The 15,854-nt window shown below is 56.5% G+C and carries 13 protein-coding genes; 6 read left to right on the forward strand and 7 right to left on the reverse strand.

The window, feature by feature from the left end:
- Positions 1-69: 69 nt before the first annotated feature.
- Both parE and gyrA read left to right on the forward strand, forming a co-directional pair.
- Positions 70-2,043: a DNA topoisomerase IV subunit B gene (parE, locus tag DL346_RS06930; protein ID WP_112881286.1), complete on the forward strand. Its 1,974-nt coding sequence runs from the start codon at positions 70-72 to the stop codon at positions 2,041-2,043.
- 20 nt (positions 2,044-2,063) lie between these two features.
- Positions 2,064-4,505 (forward strand): DNA gyrase subunit A, encoded by a 2,442-nt coding sequence (gene gyrA / locus DL346_RS06935; RefSeq protein WP_112881287.1) that lies wholly within the window; start codon positions 2,064-2,066, stop codon positions 4,503-4,505.
- A 4-nt stretch (positions 4,506-4,509) separates the two neighbouring features.
- On the opposite strand, the gene DL346_RS28955 is transcribed toward gyrA, so the two are convergent.
- Positions 4,510-4,680 carry a hypothetical protein gene (locus DL346_RS28955; protein ID WP_165822395.1) on the reverse strand — a complete coding sequence of 57 codons (171 nt, stop codon included), beginning with the start codon at positions 4,678-4,680 and terminating at the stop codon, positions 4,510-4,512.
- Between the two features lie 197 nt (positions 4,681-4,877).
- Here DL346_RS28955 and DL346_RS06940 point away from each other — a divergent pair, with 197 nt between their 5' ends.
- Entirely contained in the window at positions 4,878-5,285 is a 408-nt protein-coding gene (locus DL346_RS06940) for a MarR family winged helix-turn-helix transcriptional regulator (RefSeq protein ID WP_112881825.1), read from the forward strand.
- Positions 5,286-5,363: 78 nt separating this feature from the next.
- Here the strand turns inward: DL346_RS06940 and DL346_RS06945 are convergent, their stop codons facing one another.
- From DL346_RS06945 to DL346_RS06960, 4 genes are read right to left on the reverse strand one after another with little or no spacing between them, the layout of a single operon-like run.
- The gene (locus DL346_RS06945) at positions 5,364-6,710 is read right to left on the reverse strand and encodes a CapA family protein (RefSeq protein WP_240633054.1); all 1,347 of its coding nucleotides are present in this window, start codon (positions 6,708-6,710) and stop codon (positions 5,364-5,366) included.
- Positions 6,707-7,465: an RluA family pseudouridine synthase gene (locus DL346_RS06950; protein ID WP_112881288.1), complete on the reverse strand. Its 759-nt coding sequence runs from the start codon at positions 7,463-7,465 to the stop codon at positions 6,707-6,709. The genes DL346_RS06945 and DL346_RS06950 overlap by 4 nt, the downstream gene beginning before the upstream one ends.
- A 1-nt stretch (position 7,466) precedes the next feature.
- On the reverse strand, positions 7,467-8,333 hold the full coding sequence (locus DL346_RS06955; protein ID WP_112881289.1) for a class I SAM-dependent methyltransferase: 867 nt from the start codon (positions 8,331-8,333) through the stop codon (positions 7,467-7,469).
- Positions 8,320-9,048, reverse strand: coding sequence for a response regulator transcription factor (locus tag DL346_RS06960; protein WP_112881290.1), 729 nt, complete (start codon positions 9,046-9,048; stop codon positions 8,320-8,322). Before DL346_RS06960 ends, DL346_RS06955 begins: the two co-directional genes overlap by 14 nt.
- Positions 9,049-9,128: 80 nt before the next feature.
- Here DL346_RS06960 and DL346_RS06965 point away from each other — a divergent pair, with 80 nt between their 5' ends.
- Positions 9,129-11,240, forward strand: a complete 2,112-nt coding sequence (locus DL346_RS06965) for an ATP-binding protein (protein WP_112881291.1) — start codon at positions 9,129-9,131, stop codon at positions 11,238-11,240.
- On the opposite strand, the gene DL346_RS06970 is transcribed toward DL346_RS06965, so the two are convergent.
- Positions 11,224-11,547 carry a helix-turn-helix domain-containing protein gene (locus DL346_RS06970; RefSeq protein WP_112881292.1) on the reverse strand — a complete coding sequence of 108 codons (324 nt, stop codon included), beginning with the start codon at positions 11,545-11,547 and terminating at the stop codon, positions 11,224-11,226. The two genes, DL346_RS06965 and DL346_RS06970, sit on opposite strands and share 17 nt — an antisense overlap.
- Before the next feature lie 190 nt (positions 11,548-11,737).
- Positions 11,738-13,627 (reverse strand): squalene--hopene cyclase, encoded by a 1,890-nt coding sequence (gene shc, locus DL346_RS06975; protein ID WP_240633055.1) that lies wholly within the window; start codon positions 13,625-13,627, stop codon positions 11,738-11,740.
- Positions 13,628-13,786: 159 nt separating this feature from the next.
- Here shc and DL346_RS06980 point away from each other — a divergent pair, with 159 nt between their 5' ends.
- Positions 13,787-14,833: a FecCD family ABC transporter permease gene (locus DL346_RS06980; RefSeq protein ID WP_240633056.1), complete on the forward strand. Its 1,047-nt coding sequence runs from the start codon at positions 13,787-13,789 to the stop codon at positions 14,831-14,833.
- Positions 14,834-15,850, forward strand: a complete 1,017-nt coding sequence (locus DL346_RS06985) for a FecCD family ABC transporter permease (RefSeq protein WP_112881294.1) — start codon at positions 14,834-14,836, stop codon at positions 15,848-15,850. It begins immediately after the preceding gene.
- The last annotated feature ends 4 nt before the right edge of the window (positions 15,851-15,854 follow it).

Below are 15,854 nucleotides of genomic sequence, written 5' to 3' on the forward strand. Positions count from 1 at the left end.
GCTTGAAGTGAGCGAATCGGCAGGTTTGGGAAATATGAGCAAAAAAGAAGAGTTTTTTAGGAGGAGCCTATGACTGAGCAGTTGAATCTGTTTGCGGGCGAGACGAATTCGGCTGCCGGCAGCTATAGTGCGGATGACATCCAAGTGCTGGAGGGGCTGACCGCCGTCCGGAAACGGCCGGGCATGTACATCGGCAGCACGAGCACTTCGGGCTTGCATCATCTGGTATGGGAGATCGTCGACAACGCCGTGGACGAGCATCTGGCCAAATTCTGCACGGCGATCGACGTCATCATTCATAGAGACAGCTCGGTATCGGTAAAGGACAACGGGCGAGGCATCCCGACCGGCATGCATAAGACCGGCATTCCGACGCCTCAAGTCGTCTTTACGATGCTGCACGCAGGCGGTAAATTCGGCGGCGGCGGCTATAAGAAGTCCGGCGGCTTGCACGGCGTCGGCGCATCCGTGACGAATGCGCTGTCCGAATGGCTGGAAGTGGAGATTTACCGCGACGGCAAAATACATAAGCAGCGCTTCGAATATTGGGTCGACAAAGACGGCAAGGAGCATGTCGGCGAGCCGGCAACGGGTCTTGAAATTATCGGCAACACGAACCGCACCGGTACGAAAGTCACGTTTAAACCGGATAAGCGCGTGTTTCACGGCAATACGTCGATCAATTATGACACGCTGTCCGAGCGCCTGCAGGAAATCGCGTTCCTGAACTCCGGCTTAAAGGTTACGGTGAAGGACGAACGCAGCGACAAGCAGGATCAATACCACTACGAAGGCGGCGCGCGCCAGTTCGTTCAATTTTTGAACGAGGATAAAACCGTGCTGCACGACGTTATTCATTTTACCGGCGAGCGCGACGAGATTGAGGTTGAGGTAGCGCTGCAGTACAACGACGGCTATACCGAAACGATGGCTTCTTTCGTCAACTCGATCCCGACGCGAGGCGGCGGTACGCACGAGACCGGCTTTAAAACCGCATACACGCGGGTAATGAACGATTACGCGCGCAAGAACGCGCTGATCAAAGAGAAAGACAAAAACCTCGACGGCAACGACCTTCGCGAAGGCATGATGGCGGTCATCAACATCAAAATGTCCGAGGTGGAGTTCGTCGGCCAAACGAAGGACCAGCTCGGCAGCTCGTCGGCCAGAAGCGCGGTCGATGCGATCGTGTCCGATAAGATGCAGGTATTCCTGGAGGAAAATCCGCAGATTGCGCAAATGCTGCTCAAGAAAGCGGTACAAGCGTCCAAAGCCCGCGAGGCTGCGCGCAAGGCGCGCGACGAAATCCGCAGCGGCAAGAAGAGGAGCGAAAGTTCCAATCTCGGCGGCAAGCTGTCGCCGGCTCAGTCCAAGGACGTCACGCGCACGGAGCTGTTCATCGTCGAGGGCGACTCGGCCGGCGGCTCCGCGAAGCAGGGCCGGGACTCCAAGTACCAGGCCATTCTTCCGCTGAAGGGCAAGCCGATGAACCCGGAGAAGGCCAAGCTGATCGATATTCTCAAGAACGACGAATATAAGTCGGTTATCGCGGCGATCGGCGCAGGGATCGGACCCGAGTTCGACGCGGAATCGTGCAACTATAGCAAAATCATCATTATGACGGACGCGGACACCGACGGCGCGCACATCCAAGTGCTGCTCCTGACGTTCTTCTACCGCTACATGAAGCCGCTCATCGATTTGGGACGCGTCTTCATCGCGCAACCGCCGCTTTACAAGATCACGCGCAAATCCGGCAAGCTTGAAACGGTCCGGTACGCATGGTCGGACGAGCAGCTGCAGAACTACTTGAAGGAGTTCGGCAAAAACTTCGAGCTTCAGCGCTATAAAGGTCTCGGCGAGATGAATCCCGAGCAGCTCTGGGAAACGACGATGAACGCGGAAACTCGGACGCTGCTCCAGGTTCAAATCGAGGATGCGGCCAAAGCCGAGCGCCGAGTGTCGACGCTCATGGGCGACAAGGTAGACCCGCGCAAACGGTGGATCGTCGAGAACGTCGATTTTACCGAATTTGAGGAATAACAATTGAGGAGAGTTACGGCATGAGTAGCCTGGAACAGTTTTTGCCGGCGTTTCTAGAGGAGGTCGTAGGGGACCGATTCGGGCGCTATTCCAAATACATCATTCAGGACCGCGCCATTCCCGACGTACGGGATGGATTGAAGCCGGTGCAGCGGCGCATCCTTTACGCGATGTATGATGCAGGAAACACGCCGGACAAAGGGTATCGCAAGTCGGCCAAGACGGTCGGCGACGTCATGGGCAACTATCATCCGCACGGCGATTCTTCCATCTATGAAGGCATGGTCCGCATGGCACAGCCATGGAAAATGGCGCATATGCTCATCGACGGCCATGGCAACTGGGGCTCCATCGACGACGACCCCGCCGCGGCGATGCGTTACACGGAAGCGCGCCTGTCGCCGATCGCGATGGAGCTGCTGCGCGATATTGAGAAACGTACGGTCCTATTCAAGGACAATTTCGATAATACGACGAAAGAGCCGGTCGTACTGCCGTCGCGGTATCCGAATCTGCTCGTCAATGGCGTGAGCGGCATTTCCTCCGGCTTCGCGACGGAAATCCCGCCGCATAACCTGCGAGAAATCATCGATGCTTGCAACGCTGTCATGGATAATCCGGACATCGAGCTATTGCAGCTGATGACGATCGTGAAAGGCCCGGACTTCCCGACAGGCGGACTTATCATGGGCGAAGACGGCATCCGCGACGCGTATCAGACCGGCAAAGGCCGGATCTATCACCGCTCCAAATCGACGATCGAAGATTTGAAGGGCGGCCGTCAGCAGATCGTCATCACGGAGATTCCGTATCAAGTGGTCAAATCCCGTCTCGTAACGGCGATGGAGAACATCCGGATCGAGAAAAAGGTGGAAGGCATTGCCGAGGTGCGCGACGAAAGCGGCCGGGGAGGCCTTCGCATCGTTGTCGAGCTCAAGAAGGACGCGGACGCGCAAGGCATATTAGCCTACCTGCTCAAGAAGACGGATTTGCAGGTCGCTTACAGCTTCAACATGGTCGCGATCGTGAACAAAACGCCGAAGCAGCTTGGCTTGAAAGAAATGCTGACTGCCTATATCGCGCATCAGAAGGAAGTCGTGACCGAGCGGTCCAAGTACGAGTTGGAAAAGGCCGAAGACCGCGCGCATGTTTTGGAAGGCCTCGCGAAAGCGCTCAATTTGCTTGATGAGGTCATCGCCACGATCAAAGCCTCGAAGAACCGCCAGGACGCGCAGCAAAACCTCGTGGCGAAGTTTACGTTCACCGAGCGGCAAGCCGATGCGATTCTGACGCTGCAATTGTATCGTCTGACGAATCTGGAGATTACGTCGATCGAGAAAGAATTGAAAGATATCCAGAAGCGCATCACGTACTTGCGCTCCATTTTGGCTAGCGAGAAGAAGCTTCTCTCCGTCATCAAGGACGAGCTGAACGAGATCCGCGAGAAATACGGGATTGACCGCCGCTCGGATATTCAAGGCGAGGTCGAGGAGCTGAAGGTAAACCTTGAGGTTATCGTTCCTGCGGAGGATGTGCTAGTCACGCTCAGCCAAGAAGGGTACATCAAGCGTACTTCCAAGCTTTCGTTCACGCGCTCCGGAGGCGAGCTGGGCAGCGCCGGCGTCAAGGAAGGCGATGTCATCCGCACGCTGCTCGACGTAAACACGATCGACCAGTTGTTGCTCTTCACGCGCAAGGGACAGTATTATCAGCTGCCCGTCCATCAAATTCCGGAGTTCAAATGGAAAGATACAGGTACGGCCGTCGTTAACGTCGTGCCGCTTCCGAAGGACGACAGCATCGTCAGCGTCATTCCGGTGAAGGATTTCGAAACGCCGGAACGCACGCTCGTCTTCGTCACCAAGCGGGGGCAGGTCAAGCGGACGGAGCTGAAGGAATATAAGTCGACGCGCTCAACGGCGATTGCGGCTGTGAAGCTGGCAGACGGCGACGAAGTGATTCGCGTTGCGCTTAGCGATAATACGAAAGAACTGCTGCTCATTACTAAGAACGGCATGGGCATCCGCTTCCCGGAAAACGAAGTCAATCCGATGGGCCGCGTAGCGGCAGGCGTTCGGGGCATTGCGGTACGCGAAGGCGATGAAATCGTAGCGGCCGAGTGGGTGTCGGGCGATGAGGGAGAAGTGCTTGTCCTGACAGAACTCGGTTATGGCAAACGTTCCCTTCTGCTCGATTATCCGATCCAGGGCCGCGGCGGCAAAGGCGTCGCAACCTTTGAGTTTAAGGAAGGCAAGCGGGTACGCTCCAACGGCGAAGGCCTAATCGGAGGCCTTCACTGTAAGGAAGAGCGCGAACTCGTGCTGCTTACGGCAGCCGGCGCAATTCAGAACGTCTCGACGGAGAAGGCGCCGATCGATGACCGGAAATCGACGGGCCGCGCGATTGCAGCGGTGGATAAGAAAGATGTATTGACCACGTTCTTCGTTCGTGCCGATTTGTAACGGTTCAGTCAAAAGGTTGATGATGGGGCGAGTTCATTCCCTCTATCATTTCCATCATAAGTTCAAGCACGACCCACAAAGGGGCCGGTTCATCTAGCCGGTGTAGCCAATGTGGGTCTTTTTGTATGCCGAGCTGCGATAGTTTGCGTACGAGTTCGAGCTTGCGCTCCTCCATTTGCGAATCACGCTCCTATTCCTAATTTCGAGCCGGTACAACAGCCTATAGAACCAATGTATGTCTAAAGATGTCAAATGGTTCTCTATTGTATCGATTAGTTAGACAAAATATTAACCTCATTAACCTTATATTCGACAAAGCGGCATGGTATAATAAGACATAGGATAAAATCGGATAAAAGGCGGGTGAAGGTCATCGTAACTACAGAATTTGCCCGGTTGTGGATGAAGATGACAAAGGAATGGAAGTCGCATTTGGAGGAGGAGCTGTCACCGAATTTGACGGAAGGCCAGCTGACCGTGTTGGAGCTGCTGCTGCAGCATCAGCCTATGAAGCCGTCGGATTTGCTCAGCTATTTGGAGACAACCCCTGCAGCCATTACTACGCTTCTGGACCGGATGGAGCGCGGCGGACTTGTCGCGCGGAACCGGGACGAAAGCGACCGCCGGATCGTATGGGTTACGGTCACGGATAAGGGGCTGGAAGAAGCTGCGCGAGGCGTTGGAATCCGCGATGCCTATATCAGCGAAGCGCTTGACCGGATTTCTTCGCATAATCAACAGCTTCTCGTATACTTGCTGGGCAAAGTAGCGAATGCATAGGAAGAACGAAACTGCCCTTACGGCTAACCGTAAGGGCAGTTCTTGTTTGATCAGGGCTGGGCAAGGAAGCAGGTTTCCCTAGCCCGTAAGCTTAAAGGGTTGGCCTGACATCGACTTAATCCGCTTCATCAGCTGGCTGTACATCCGCTTCAGGTCGCTGTAGTCCGAAGCGCCAAGATTTTTGAGCGATTTGGCTTCAATCGCCTGCTGCAGCGGGACGATCGCGTATTGGGTCGCTCCGTTATTACGAGTCCGGTGTACCCAGGTAGGGATGGCTTCTACGTCCTTCAGCGTCGTTCGGCCGGTTGCGCCGTCTTTGTGGATCTTTACTTTGTAAATGACGCCGTAATCCTTGGAATCGCCGCGTTGGTTGGAAATGAAATTACCCATGGAATAGATAATAAGTCCTTTTCGAACGGTGCCGTCCGGATTCGTCGCTTCCACCATCTCGTACGGCTGCACGACATGCGGGTGGGCGCCCGCGATGATGTCGGCGCCGGCTGCAATCAGCTTCCGGGCGAGCGTCTTCTGCGCGTCGTTCGGCTGCGTTTGATATTCGACGCCGAAATGCAGGACGACGGCGATAAAGTCGGCGCCGGCATTTCGAAGCTTCTGGATATCGCTGATGATCTTAGCTTCATCGATCAGGGAAACGGCGTAGGGCTGGCCTTTGGGCAGCGGAATCCCGTTCGTCCCGTACGTATAGGCGAGCAGACCCATCGCGATCCCTTTGCGCTTCGCGAGGACGATCCGATCGGCCTCCGCCTTGGAGCGTGCCGTGCCTTTAGTTTCGAAGCCGAGCTTCTCCAGCTTCTCGAGCGTTAAGTCGATGCCTTTTGCTCCGCGGTCGAGCGCGTGGTTATTGGCTGTCGTCACGGTTGTGAAGCCGGCGTATTTGAGCGCGTCGCCGAGCTCGGTCGGCGCATTGAAGCGCGGGAAGCCGGAATAGCCGAGCGACTTGCCTGCGATCGGCGTCTCCAGATTGGCGAGCGTCCAATCTCCTTGCTCCAGAATCGGCTTGACTTGCTTAAAGAAGCCCTCGAAATTGTAGGTTTTGGTTTTCTCGTTATAGGCGCCCGGAAGCTGCGGCATATGCATCATGATGTCCCCTACGGCCATCCAGAGCGCTTCAGCCGACTTCTGAGGGGCTGGAGGCGTGCTCTCAGGCTTCTGATCGTCTGAGGGGGGAGAAGATACCGGATCCTTCTCCGGCGCTTGATTACCGGCCTCTCCGGCCTCTCCGACCTCTCCGGAAGGATGGGTCGAATCCGGCTGCTGCTGTTCTGCAGGCGGCTTAGTCTGCTGCGCCGGTTCAGGCGAAGCGCTGCTCTCCGGTACCGGGTCCTTCGGGATTTGCGAACAGCCGCTGAGCAGGAGGAGGGATAACGCGAGCAGGACCATAAACCGCAAAGGCCGTCTTGTCATGATTGGCTTATTCCTTCCTGCGGCAAAATCGATCTCGCCCGCATGTAGTCATCCTCGCGAAACCGGCTCCATGGCTCTGTCTTCGGCGGCAGGGCGTTTATCGTCAGCCATTCCTTCGTCACCGGATGCGCAAAGCCGATCGATGTCGACCAGAGCGCGATATCCTGCTCGCCTTGGACGGCCGGAGCGCCGTACTTGCGGTCATAGACGAGCGGGCAGCCGATGGCCGCCATTTGCGCGCGGATTTGATGCGAGCGCCCCGTCAGCAGCTTGACGGCAACTAGCGACAGCCCGCCTTGCTTCGAGACAACCGCATAATCCAGTATGGCCTCCTTGGCGTCAGGCACTTGCTTCGGATGGACCGTCACGATATTCCGGCCGGCATCCTTGCGCAGGAAATGCCGCAGCCGCCCCGCGGAAGAGGCGGGCGAACCGTGCACGACCGCCACATACAGCTTGTCAAAGCTGCGGCTTCGAACCGATTCGGATAACCGGGAAGCAGCTTTGGACGTCTTTGCGAAAAGCATCGCTCCGCCGACGGGACGGTCTAAGCGGTGGACGAGCCCGACATAGACATTGCCGGGCTTCTGGTAGCGGACTTTAAGATCCTCCTTCAGCAAGGTCACCATATCCGGCTCGCCGGTCTCATCCGCTTGCGAGAGCATACCTGGAGGCTTGACTACTGCCAGCAAGTGATTGTCCTCGTAAAGTACGGGCAAGAGCGGGGCAGGCGCCGTAAACGGATCGCTCACCATGCTACTTGCCCTCCCAGCGCCCTAGAATGCCGCATGGCAGATGAAGTCCGCTGTTCGTGATCGGAATGCCGATCTCGCCGCAGTGGATCGACCCTTTGTATTTGCGTCCGACCGTCATATGAAGCATGTTGTGCAGCACGGTTGGGGATAGGCCTGTCGTATACGAGTTGATCAAGACGAACAAAGGGTTCTCCGTTAGGATGGTCGTGCAGAAATCGAGGAACGGGAACAGGTTTTGCTCCAGCTTCCACATTTCGCCGTTCGGTCCGCGGCCGTAAGACGGCGGGTCCATAATGATGGCATCGTACCGTTTGCCGCGGCGCTCTTCGCGCTGCACGAACTTGAAGACGTCGTCGGTTATGTATCGGATCGGAGCGGAGGCGAGTCCGGACAGCTCGGCGTTCTCTTTGGCCCATTGCACCATGCCCTTCGCGGCATCGACATGGCATACTTCCGCGCCGGCTGCCGCAGCGGCTACCGTAGCTCCGCCCGTATAGGCGAAAAGGTTGAGCACGCGGATCGGACGGCCTGCATTGCGGATCTTGTCCATCATCCAAGTCCAGTTCACGGCCTGTTCGGGGAATAGTCCGGTATGCTTGAAGCTTGTCGGCCGGATATGAAACTTGAGCTCGCCGTACGAGATGTTCCAGCGGTCCGGCATTTTCGTGCGGAATTCCCACTCGCCGCCGCCTGAAGAGCTCCTATGGTAATGTCCGTCCGCGGTTTTCCACAGTCCGGTTTCGTTTACGATCGGCCAAATGACCTGAGGGTCCGGCCGGCGCAGCACGTAACGGCCCCAGCGTTCCAGTTTCTCGCCGCCGCCGGTGTCGAGCAGCTCGTAATCTTTCCATAAATCAGCGATATACATGTGTGTTACCTTCCTTGGCATTGAATTTGTAGCCTACGCCCCGAACGGTGATGATATAGATCGGGTTTGCAGGGTCGGGCTCGATTTTCTTGCGTAAATTGCTGACGTGAACCATAAGGGTTCGCGTGTCGCCCATACTATCATGTCCCCAAACGATCGTGTACAGATCATCCAGCGAAAAAGCGCGGTTCGGGCTCTTGGCCAGGCGTACGAGCAGCTCGAACTCCTTGGCCGACAGAGACACTTCCTTGCCGTTGACATGGACGGTGCGCGCCGGCAGATCGATCTGCAGCCCGTCATACACGAGCATTTCGCCGAGCGAGCGGTCGACTGGACTTTTGCCGGTTACGGATTGTCGTCTTAAATGGGCTTTCACCCGAGCGACCAGCTGGCTTGGGCTGAACGGCTTCGTCATATAATCGTCGCCGCCTAACGTCAGACCATGTATAATGTCTGTATCATCGCTCTTGCAGCTAATGAACAAAATGGGGACGTTGGAAGTCGTCCGGATCTGCTTGCATACATCAAAGCCGTCCAGATTTTTCAGCGAGATGTCGAGCAGAATCATATCCGGCTCGAGCTCGGCTGCCAGCCGGACGGCATCTTCGCCATTATCGGTTGTGTATACAGCAAAGCCTTCGCGTTCCATATATAAAGTAATGAGCTCGGTAATATCGGCTTCATCGTCTACGACAAGAATTTTGGTACCGTTCATCTCTTGCTACCCCCTCTTCCTAGGCTATTATAGCGAATGTAGGGAGGGGTGGGCAATCAGCGTTTTTCCAGGAGGCCCATATGTTACGTCGATCAGTCCTAATACTTTTAGCCTTGATTATCCCCATGTTGCTGCTTTCCGGCTGCATCGCGCAGAACGGCGGGGAGCATCCTTCCGCGAAGAAAGGCGTTCTTGATTTAAGGCATTGGTCGTTCGCGAATAACGGCGAGCTGCCGCTTAACGGCGAGTGGTCGTTCTATGGCGGCAGGCTGCTGACGCCGTTCGAAGCGGATCAGCTGGACGGTTCAAGCGTCCATGTTCCCCGTTCATGGAACAGCTATCCGGGCGATACCGGCATCCGGGACGGACAAGGTTTCGCCACTTATAAACTAACGGTGCAGATCAGGCCGACAGACCGCGTGCTTGCGCTGCGCGTGCCGAATATATTCAGCAGCTACAAACTGTGGATCAACGGAAAGCTGCTTGCCGAGCAAGGGAAGGTCGGCACGAGCAGAAGCGATTCGGAGGCGATGCAGTATCCGCGGATCGTGTCCTTTAGCGCCGCCACGGGGCAGATCAAGATCGTCGTGCAGGTATCCAATTTCCAGCACCGCAAAGGCGGCATTTGGGTACCGTTCAGTCTTGGGAGCAGCGATACCATCATAGGAACGCAGCTTCGGACGACAGTTCAGGATATGATCATCCTCGGCAGTTTGGTCATTATCGGCGTGTATCATATCGGTCTATATGCGTTCCGCAGGCAGGAGCGATTTACGGTTCACTTCGGGCTGCTTTGTCTATTCGTTGCGGCAAGGGCGGGGGTGACAGGGGAAAATTACGTGCTGCAGCTGCTTCCGATCTCGTGGGAGGGCGGGATGAAAATCGAATACATCTCGTTTGCGCTCAGCGCGGTTTCGGGGTATTTGTATGTCTACCGGCTGTTTCCGCTCGATGCGTCTAAGCGCGTCATTCCGTTTGTAATCGGCATCGGAACGTCCTTCGTCGTATTCGTCATGTTCAGCCCGGCCATCGTGTATACGAAACAGCTCGCATGGTTTCAGCTGTTCGTCGTAGCCGTTAGCATCTATACGCTGGTCGTGCTTATAAAGGCAAGAGCAAGGAAGAGGATCGGGTCGGCCTTTGTCCTTGCGGGGTTGGCGGTATTCGTAATCACGGTGCTGAATGACATGCTCTTCTATAACGAATGGCTCGTATATACCCAGCTTGTGCCGCTCGGATTGTTCTTCTTCATGCTAATGCAGTCTTTCATTATCTCGAAGCGGTTCTCGAGCGCCATGTTCCAGGTGGAGCATGTATCGAACGAGCTTCGGGAGCTGAATGCGCATTTGGAAGAGCGGATCAAAGAGCGGACGGTCGCGCTGAGCGAAGCGAATGAATCGCTTGAGCAAACGAATAATGAATTGCAGCGTTCGGAGACATCGAGACGGCAGCTCATGTCGAACATCTCGCATGACTTGCGTACGCCGATAACGCTGCTTCAAGGGTATTTGGAGGCGTTTCAGGACGGTGTCGTAAAAACGGAGGAGCAGCAGCGGCGCTACCTGCGAATGATGCTTGGCAAGGTCGGCGGGCTGAATCGGCTCATTCACGATTTGTTTGAGCTGACGAAGCTGGAGGCCGGTCAGACAAGGTTTGATTTTGCGGACGTCCCGCTTGGGCAATGGATCAAGCAGCTGAACGACTTGTACGAAATCGACGTCGTCAGCAGCGGATTGCGGTTCCGATGCGACTTTCACAGCGCTAGCTCTCCGCTTGAAGGACACGCTCATGAAAAAGAGCAGCAGAACCGCATTCTGCTCCGCTTGGATTTGCCGCGGATGGATCAGGTATTGGCGAACGTCATTTACAATGCGATCAAGCATACGGAGAAGGGGGGAGAGATAGCGCTTTCCTTTTTCTTCGATGAGACTGCAAACCGGGTCATCGTGACGGTTAGTGATACAGGCAGCGGGATTGAAGAGGAGCATCTACCCTTTATTTTTGACCGGTTCTACAAGAAGGAAATTTCTCGAAATTCGGCTGAAGGCGGAAGCGGCCTCGGACTTGCGATCGCCAAAGAAATTGTAGAAGCTCACGGCGGCACCATCGGAGCTGTCAGCTCCTTGGATAAAGGGACAATGATTTGGTTCGCGCTGCCTGCAACGCTAACAAGCGTTAATCAGCCTGCTTGATGACCGCCATCATTCGGTCGATGGATTGCTTGCGGCGTTCCTGATCCATGTTGTTTAAGATGCGGATAATTTCGATCGCTTCAGGGGTCACCGTCGTTTCCGGTTTACCGGGCTCCCCGCCGATGATGTAGTCAAGCGAAACGTTGAATAAGACGGCCAATTTCTTCAACGTCTCGTAAACCGGCTGGCGGTTGTTGATTTCATAGTGACTGTAAGCGGAACGGGTAATGCCAATTTGCCGCGCGACTTCCTCTTGAGAAATGTTCTTTCGAAGTCGAAGCTCTCTCAAGCGATCTCCCATCGTCATAGTTTGTAGCTCCTTACATCAATCTCACCTCTAGCACTAGTAGGCAGGGTATCCTTCTAACCCTACTATTAGTAATTTATGATACGTTTTGTATCAATGTCAAGCATTTCGTAGCAAAACGGCGATAAATTATTGCGATAATGATAGGATTCCGGTTAAAAGGACTATCCGCGGATGGTCCTTCTCTTTATTATGGTGCGAATTTGTTGCGGTAGTTCGCCAGCGCGAGCAGCGGCCAGATGAGGGAGTAGCTGTCGTAGCGCGTGTAGAGATAGCCCGGCAGACCGGCTCCGGTCGGGTATTGCGCTGCGCGGCCATTCGCGTTCAACTCTTGAAGCAGAAACGAACAGGCGCGTTCCATGGCCTCGGTTGGCCTTCCGGCCGTTACGGCTGTGAGCGCATCAAGCGCCCACGCGGTTTGGGAGAGCGTAGAGTAGGGAAGCGGGCTGAATCTTTTCACGCTGTCGCTCCGGCACGATTCGCCGAACCCGCCGTCGCTGTTCTGGACGCGGTACAGCCAATCAACGGCACGGCGAATTTGGGGATGCTCCGGCGATTCGCCGACGGCAGTCAGTCCCGTGAGCGCTGCCCATGTGCCATAGAGGTAGCACACGCCCCAGCGGCCGTACCAAGAGCCGTTCCGTTCTTGCGTCCCGTACAGCCAATCCGCAGCGCGGCGGACGAAACGGCTGCGCTTGGCGGTCAGTCCGGCATGGCGGCCAAGATAGTCCAGCGTCCTGCCGGTCAGATCCGGCGTCGACGGGTCGGTTGCCGCATCCTCGGCGCCGTCGAGCGGGATAAAACGGATGATGCGGCTGTTCGTATTGCGCTCGAAGGCAGCCCAGCCGCCATCGGAGTTTTGCATGGACAGCAGCCATTGCAGGCCGCGCTCGGCAGCATCCTGATAGGTCATCCCTGCAGGACCGATGCCGCTCAGCGCCTCAAGTGCCCGAAGCGCCGCCGTCGTATCATCCATATCCGGGTTGATCGTATTATGATCGGAGAAGCCCCAGCCGCCTGGAGTCGGGTGCTCCGCATCGGCGCGCAGCTTCCAATCGCCGAGCTTGGTATGCTGGCGGGACAGCAGGTAGCTGCCGGCCGAACGGATGGCCGGGTGAGCGGCCGTAACGCCCGCTTCGCGCAGGGCATGGCTGATGAGCGCGGTATCCCAAACGGTCGAAGTCGTATTTTGCATCGTGACGTGGCCGTTGTCCTGCGTCAGCAGCGCTTCCAGACCGCCGATCGCCCTCGTAATAATCGGATCGGTAATGGCAAACCCTAGTGCTCGCAGCGCTTGCACCATGAGCATGGTTGCGCTGGCATAGCAGTATAGCGTACCGTCCGGCTCAAGCCGCTCGAACATAAAATCAAGCGCTTTCTTGGTGCCTTGTTCGCGCAGCGTGGGCGCCGTCAGCCCTGGGATGTCAAAGAGCCGATTATTGTACATCTCGATGAAGCGACGGTCGAAATGATTGAGCCAGCTTTCGGTAGACGGCTGCGACGGCAGCGGTTCGACATGAGGCAGCTTGAAGGCGGGCTTGCGGTCGCCAAGCAGCATCATCGGGGCCATATGAACGCGGGCATAGCACGAGAATTTATAGAAATGGACCGGCGCGCTCTGGGGCAGCAGCAGCAGCGAGAGCGGGACCGGAAACCACCGCGGCCACTCGTACTGTCCGACGGCAGCGAGCATGAACTTCGTCAGCAAGCTGTCGATGCTCGACAATCCGCCCATGTTCCTTATCGCTTCGCGTGCCTTGACCATGCGCGGCTCCGACGCGGATAGTCCGGCGAATTGCAGGGCGAAATAACATTCCGCCGTCGCCGATAGGTTTCCGCCGTTCTCATCGGGATAGACGCGCCACGCGCCGTCATCGCTTTGCTTGGCTAGAATACGGTCTCGCAGCGAAGAGACCAGCTTAGGCTTGTTGATGCCTGCGCTGGTCAGCAGCAGGACGGCGGCCGCGTCCGTCGACATTCCGTATTCAATAAAGCCGAGCCGCCAGCTGCCGTCAGCACTTTGGCTGGACAGCAAACGGTTGATCAGATTATCGATGCCTGCTTGAATACGCTGGTTCATTGGAATCAATCACCTCGCTATCGTAGTCTATGATGCCGGCAGAATCGTTCATGATGGGTGGACAAGTCGCCATGAACTCTATATTATGAAAATAATTCTCATTGATGCGAATTTGCCGCTTGCATCACAGCTCGACATCAGTAAAGGTGGTTTAGGTTCGTGGAAGCACATTCTTCCCCGCATGCGCAGCCTGCTGCGATTCACGTTCAATCGCGGCCAGTCGCGGCCATGCTCATTCTTATCGGCGGTATCATTGCAATCGTTGTCAGCGCCGCCATATCGATCTGCGTCGGCGCCGCAGATATTTCGATTTCGACCGTTTGGGATGCGCTGTTTCATTTTAATGCCGATATGACTTCGCATCAGATCATTCGAGAGCTTCGGATCCCGCGCGTGCTCGCCGGCGCTCTGACGGGCGCGGCCTTTGCCGCATCAGGCGCCATTATGCAAGGGATGACGAGAAATCCGCTTGCGGATTCAGGCCTGCTAGGCATCAATGCAGGCGCAGGTGTCATGCTGGCTGTTTCCTTCGCCTTCTTTCCGGGCATGTCGTTCGTGTCGCTCATGCTTTTCTCGTTTGTCGGGGCGGCCGCGGCAGCCATCCTTGTATTCGGAACGGGAGCATTCGTCAAGGGCGGCCTGACGCCGGTGCGTCTTGTGCTGGCAGGCGCGGCGGTCACCGCGCTGCTCCTTGCGATCAGCGACGCGATCGCCATTCACTATCAGGTCGGGCGCGACCTTGCTTTCTGGATGGCCGGGGGCATGCAGGGCGTGGAATGGGCGCAAATTCGCATCATGTCTCCGTGGGTGATCGGATGCCTGATCGGCGCCGTGCTGCTCTCGCGTTCGATTACGCTGCTCAGTTTAGGCGAAGAAATCGCCATCGGTCTGGGTCAGCGGACGGGGCTGATCAAGACGCTAGGGATGCTGCTGGTGCTTATCCTTGCAGGCGCTTCCGTCAGCGTCGTCGGCGCCGTCGGGTTTGTCGGACTCATTATTCCGCATGTCGCGAGATATTTGGTCGGCGTCGATTACCGTTGGATCATCCCATGCTCTGCCGTGCTTGGCGCGCTTTTGATTATTGTGGCGGACATCGGCGCCCGGCTGTTCAATCCGTATTCCGAAACGCCGCTCGGCGCGTTGATCGCGCTTATTGGCGTGCCTTTCTTCCTCTATCTGGCCATGAGAGAAAGGAGGGAGCTGTAAATGGTTAACCACCATTTGGCAACGCCTGCCGAATTGGCGCGCAAACGGCGGGCGTTCCGTATTCTGGCGTTGATGGGCGGGCTGGTCGTGGCCGTCTTCATCATCAGCATGAATACCGGCACGCTGCGCCTGTCGCCGTCAGAGATGCTTCAAACGCTGCTCGGATCAGGTACGGATCAGCAAGAGCTGATTCTCTATCAATTCCGGCTCCCGCGCATAGTGATGTCGGTGCTGATCGGTGCGGGCTTCGCGGTTTCCGGTTGCATTTTGCAAGGCGTCACGCGAAACGCTCTTGCCGATCCCGGCATTCTCGGCATTAACGCCGGCGCGGGATTGATCGTTATCTTGTACATATCCGTGATGCCGCTCGATAACTCGATCTTCTTGCTGCCGTTCCTGTCGCTGCTCGGAGCGGGCGCGACGGCGGCTCTCATCTACAGCCTCTCTTACAGGCGCCATCACGGCATTTCGACGATCCGGCTGCTGCTGGTCGGCATCGCCGTTTCAGCCGGCATTGCCGCGGCGATGATCGTGCTTACGCTGAAGCTGAACCCGGATCAGTTCAAATTCGTTCAGGTTTGGATGGCGGGGAGCCTGCTGGGCACGGATTGGCGCTTCGTCACCGCGCTGCTGCCGTGGATCATCGTGCTGCTGCCGTTCGTCTTCTATAAATCCCGCGTCCTCGATGTCTTGAATCTGGGCGATCAAACGGCGGCTGGCCTCGGCGCTGCGCTTAACCGCGAACGGCTGTATCTATACGCGGCGGCGATCGGGCTGGCCGGTTCCTGCGTCGCGGTCGGCGGCGGCATCGCGTTCGTCGGCTTGATCGGGCCTCATCTGGCACGCAGGCTCGTCGGACCGAACCATGCTTACTTGCTGCCGGCATCGGCGATGACGGGTGCGCTTTTGCTTATCGTATCGGATTCATTGGCTAGAATGTACGAGGTGCCAACGGGAATCATCGTCGCCATTCTCGGCGCGCCTTACTTTCTCTACTTGCTGACAAGGGCCAGGTAACGCC

This window comes from Paenibacillus montanisoli (assembly GCF_003268025.1).
In the GTDB taxonomy this organism is placed as follows: Bacteria; Bacillota; Bacilli; order Paenibacillales; family Paenibacillaceae; genus Paenibacillus_Z; species Paenibacillus_Z montanisoli.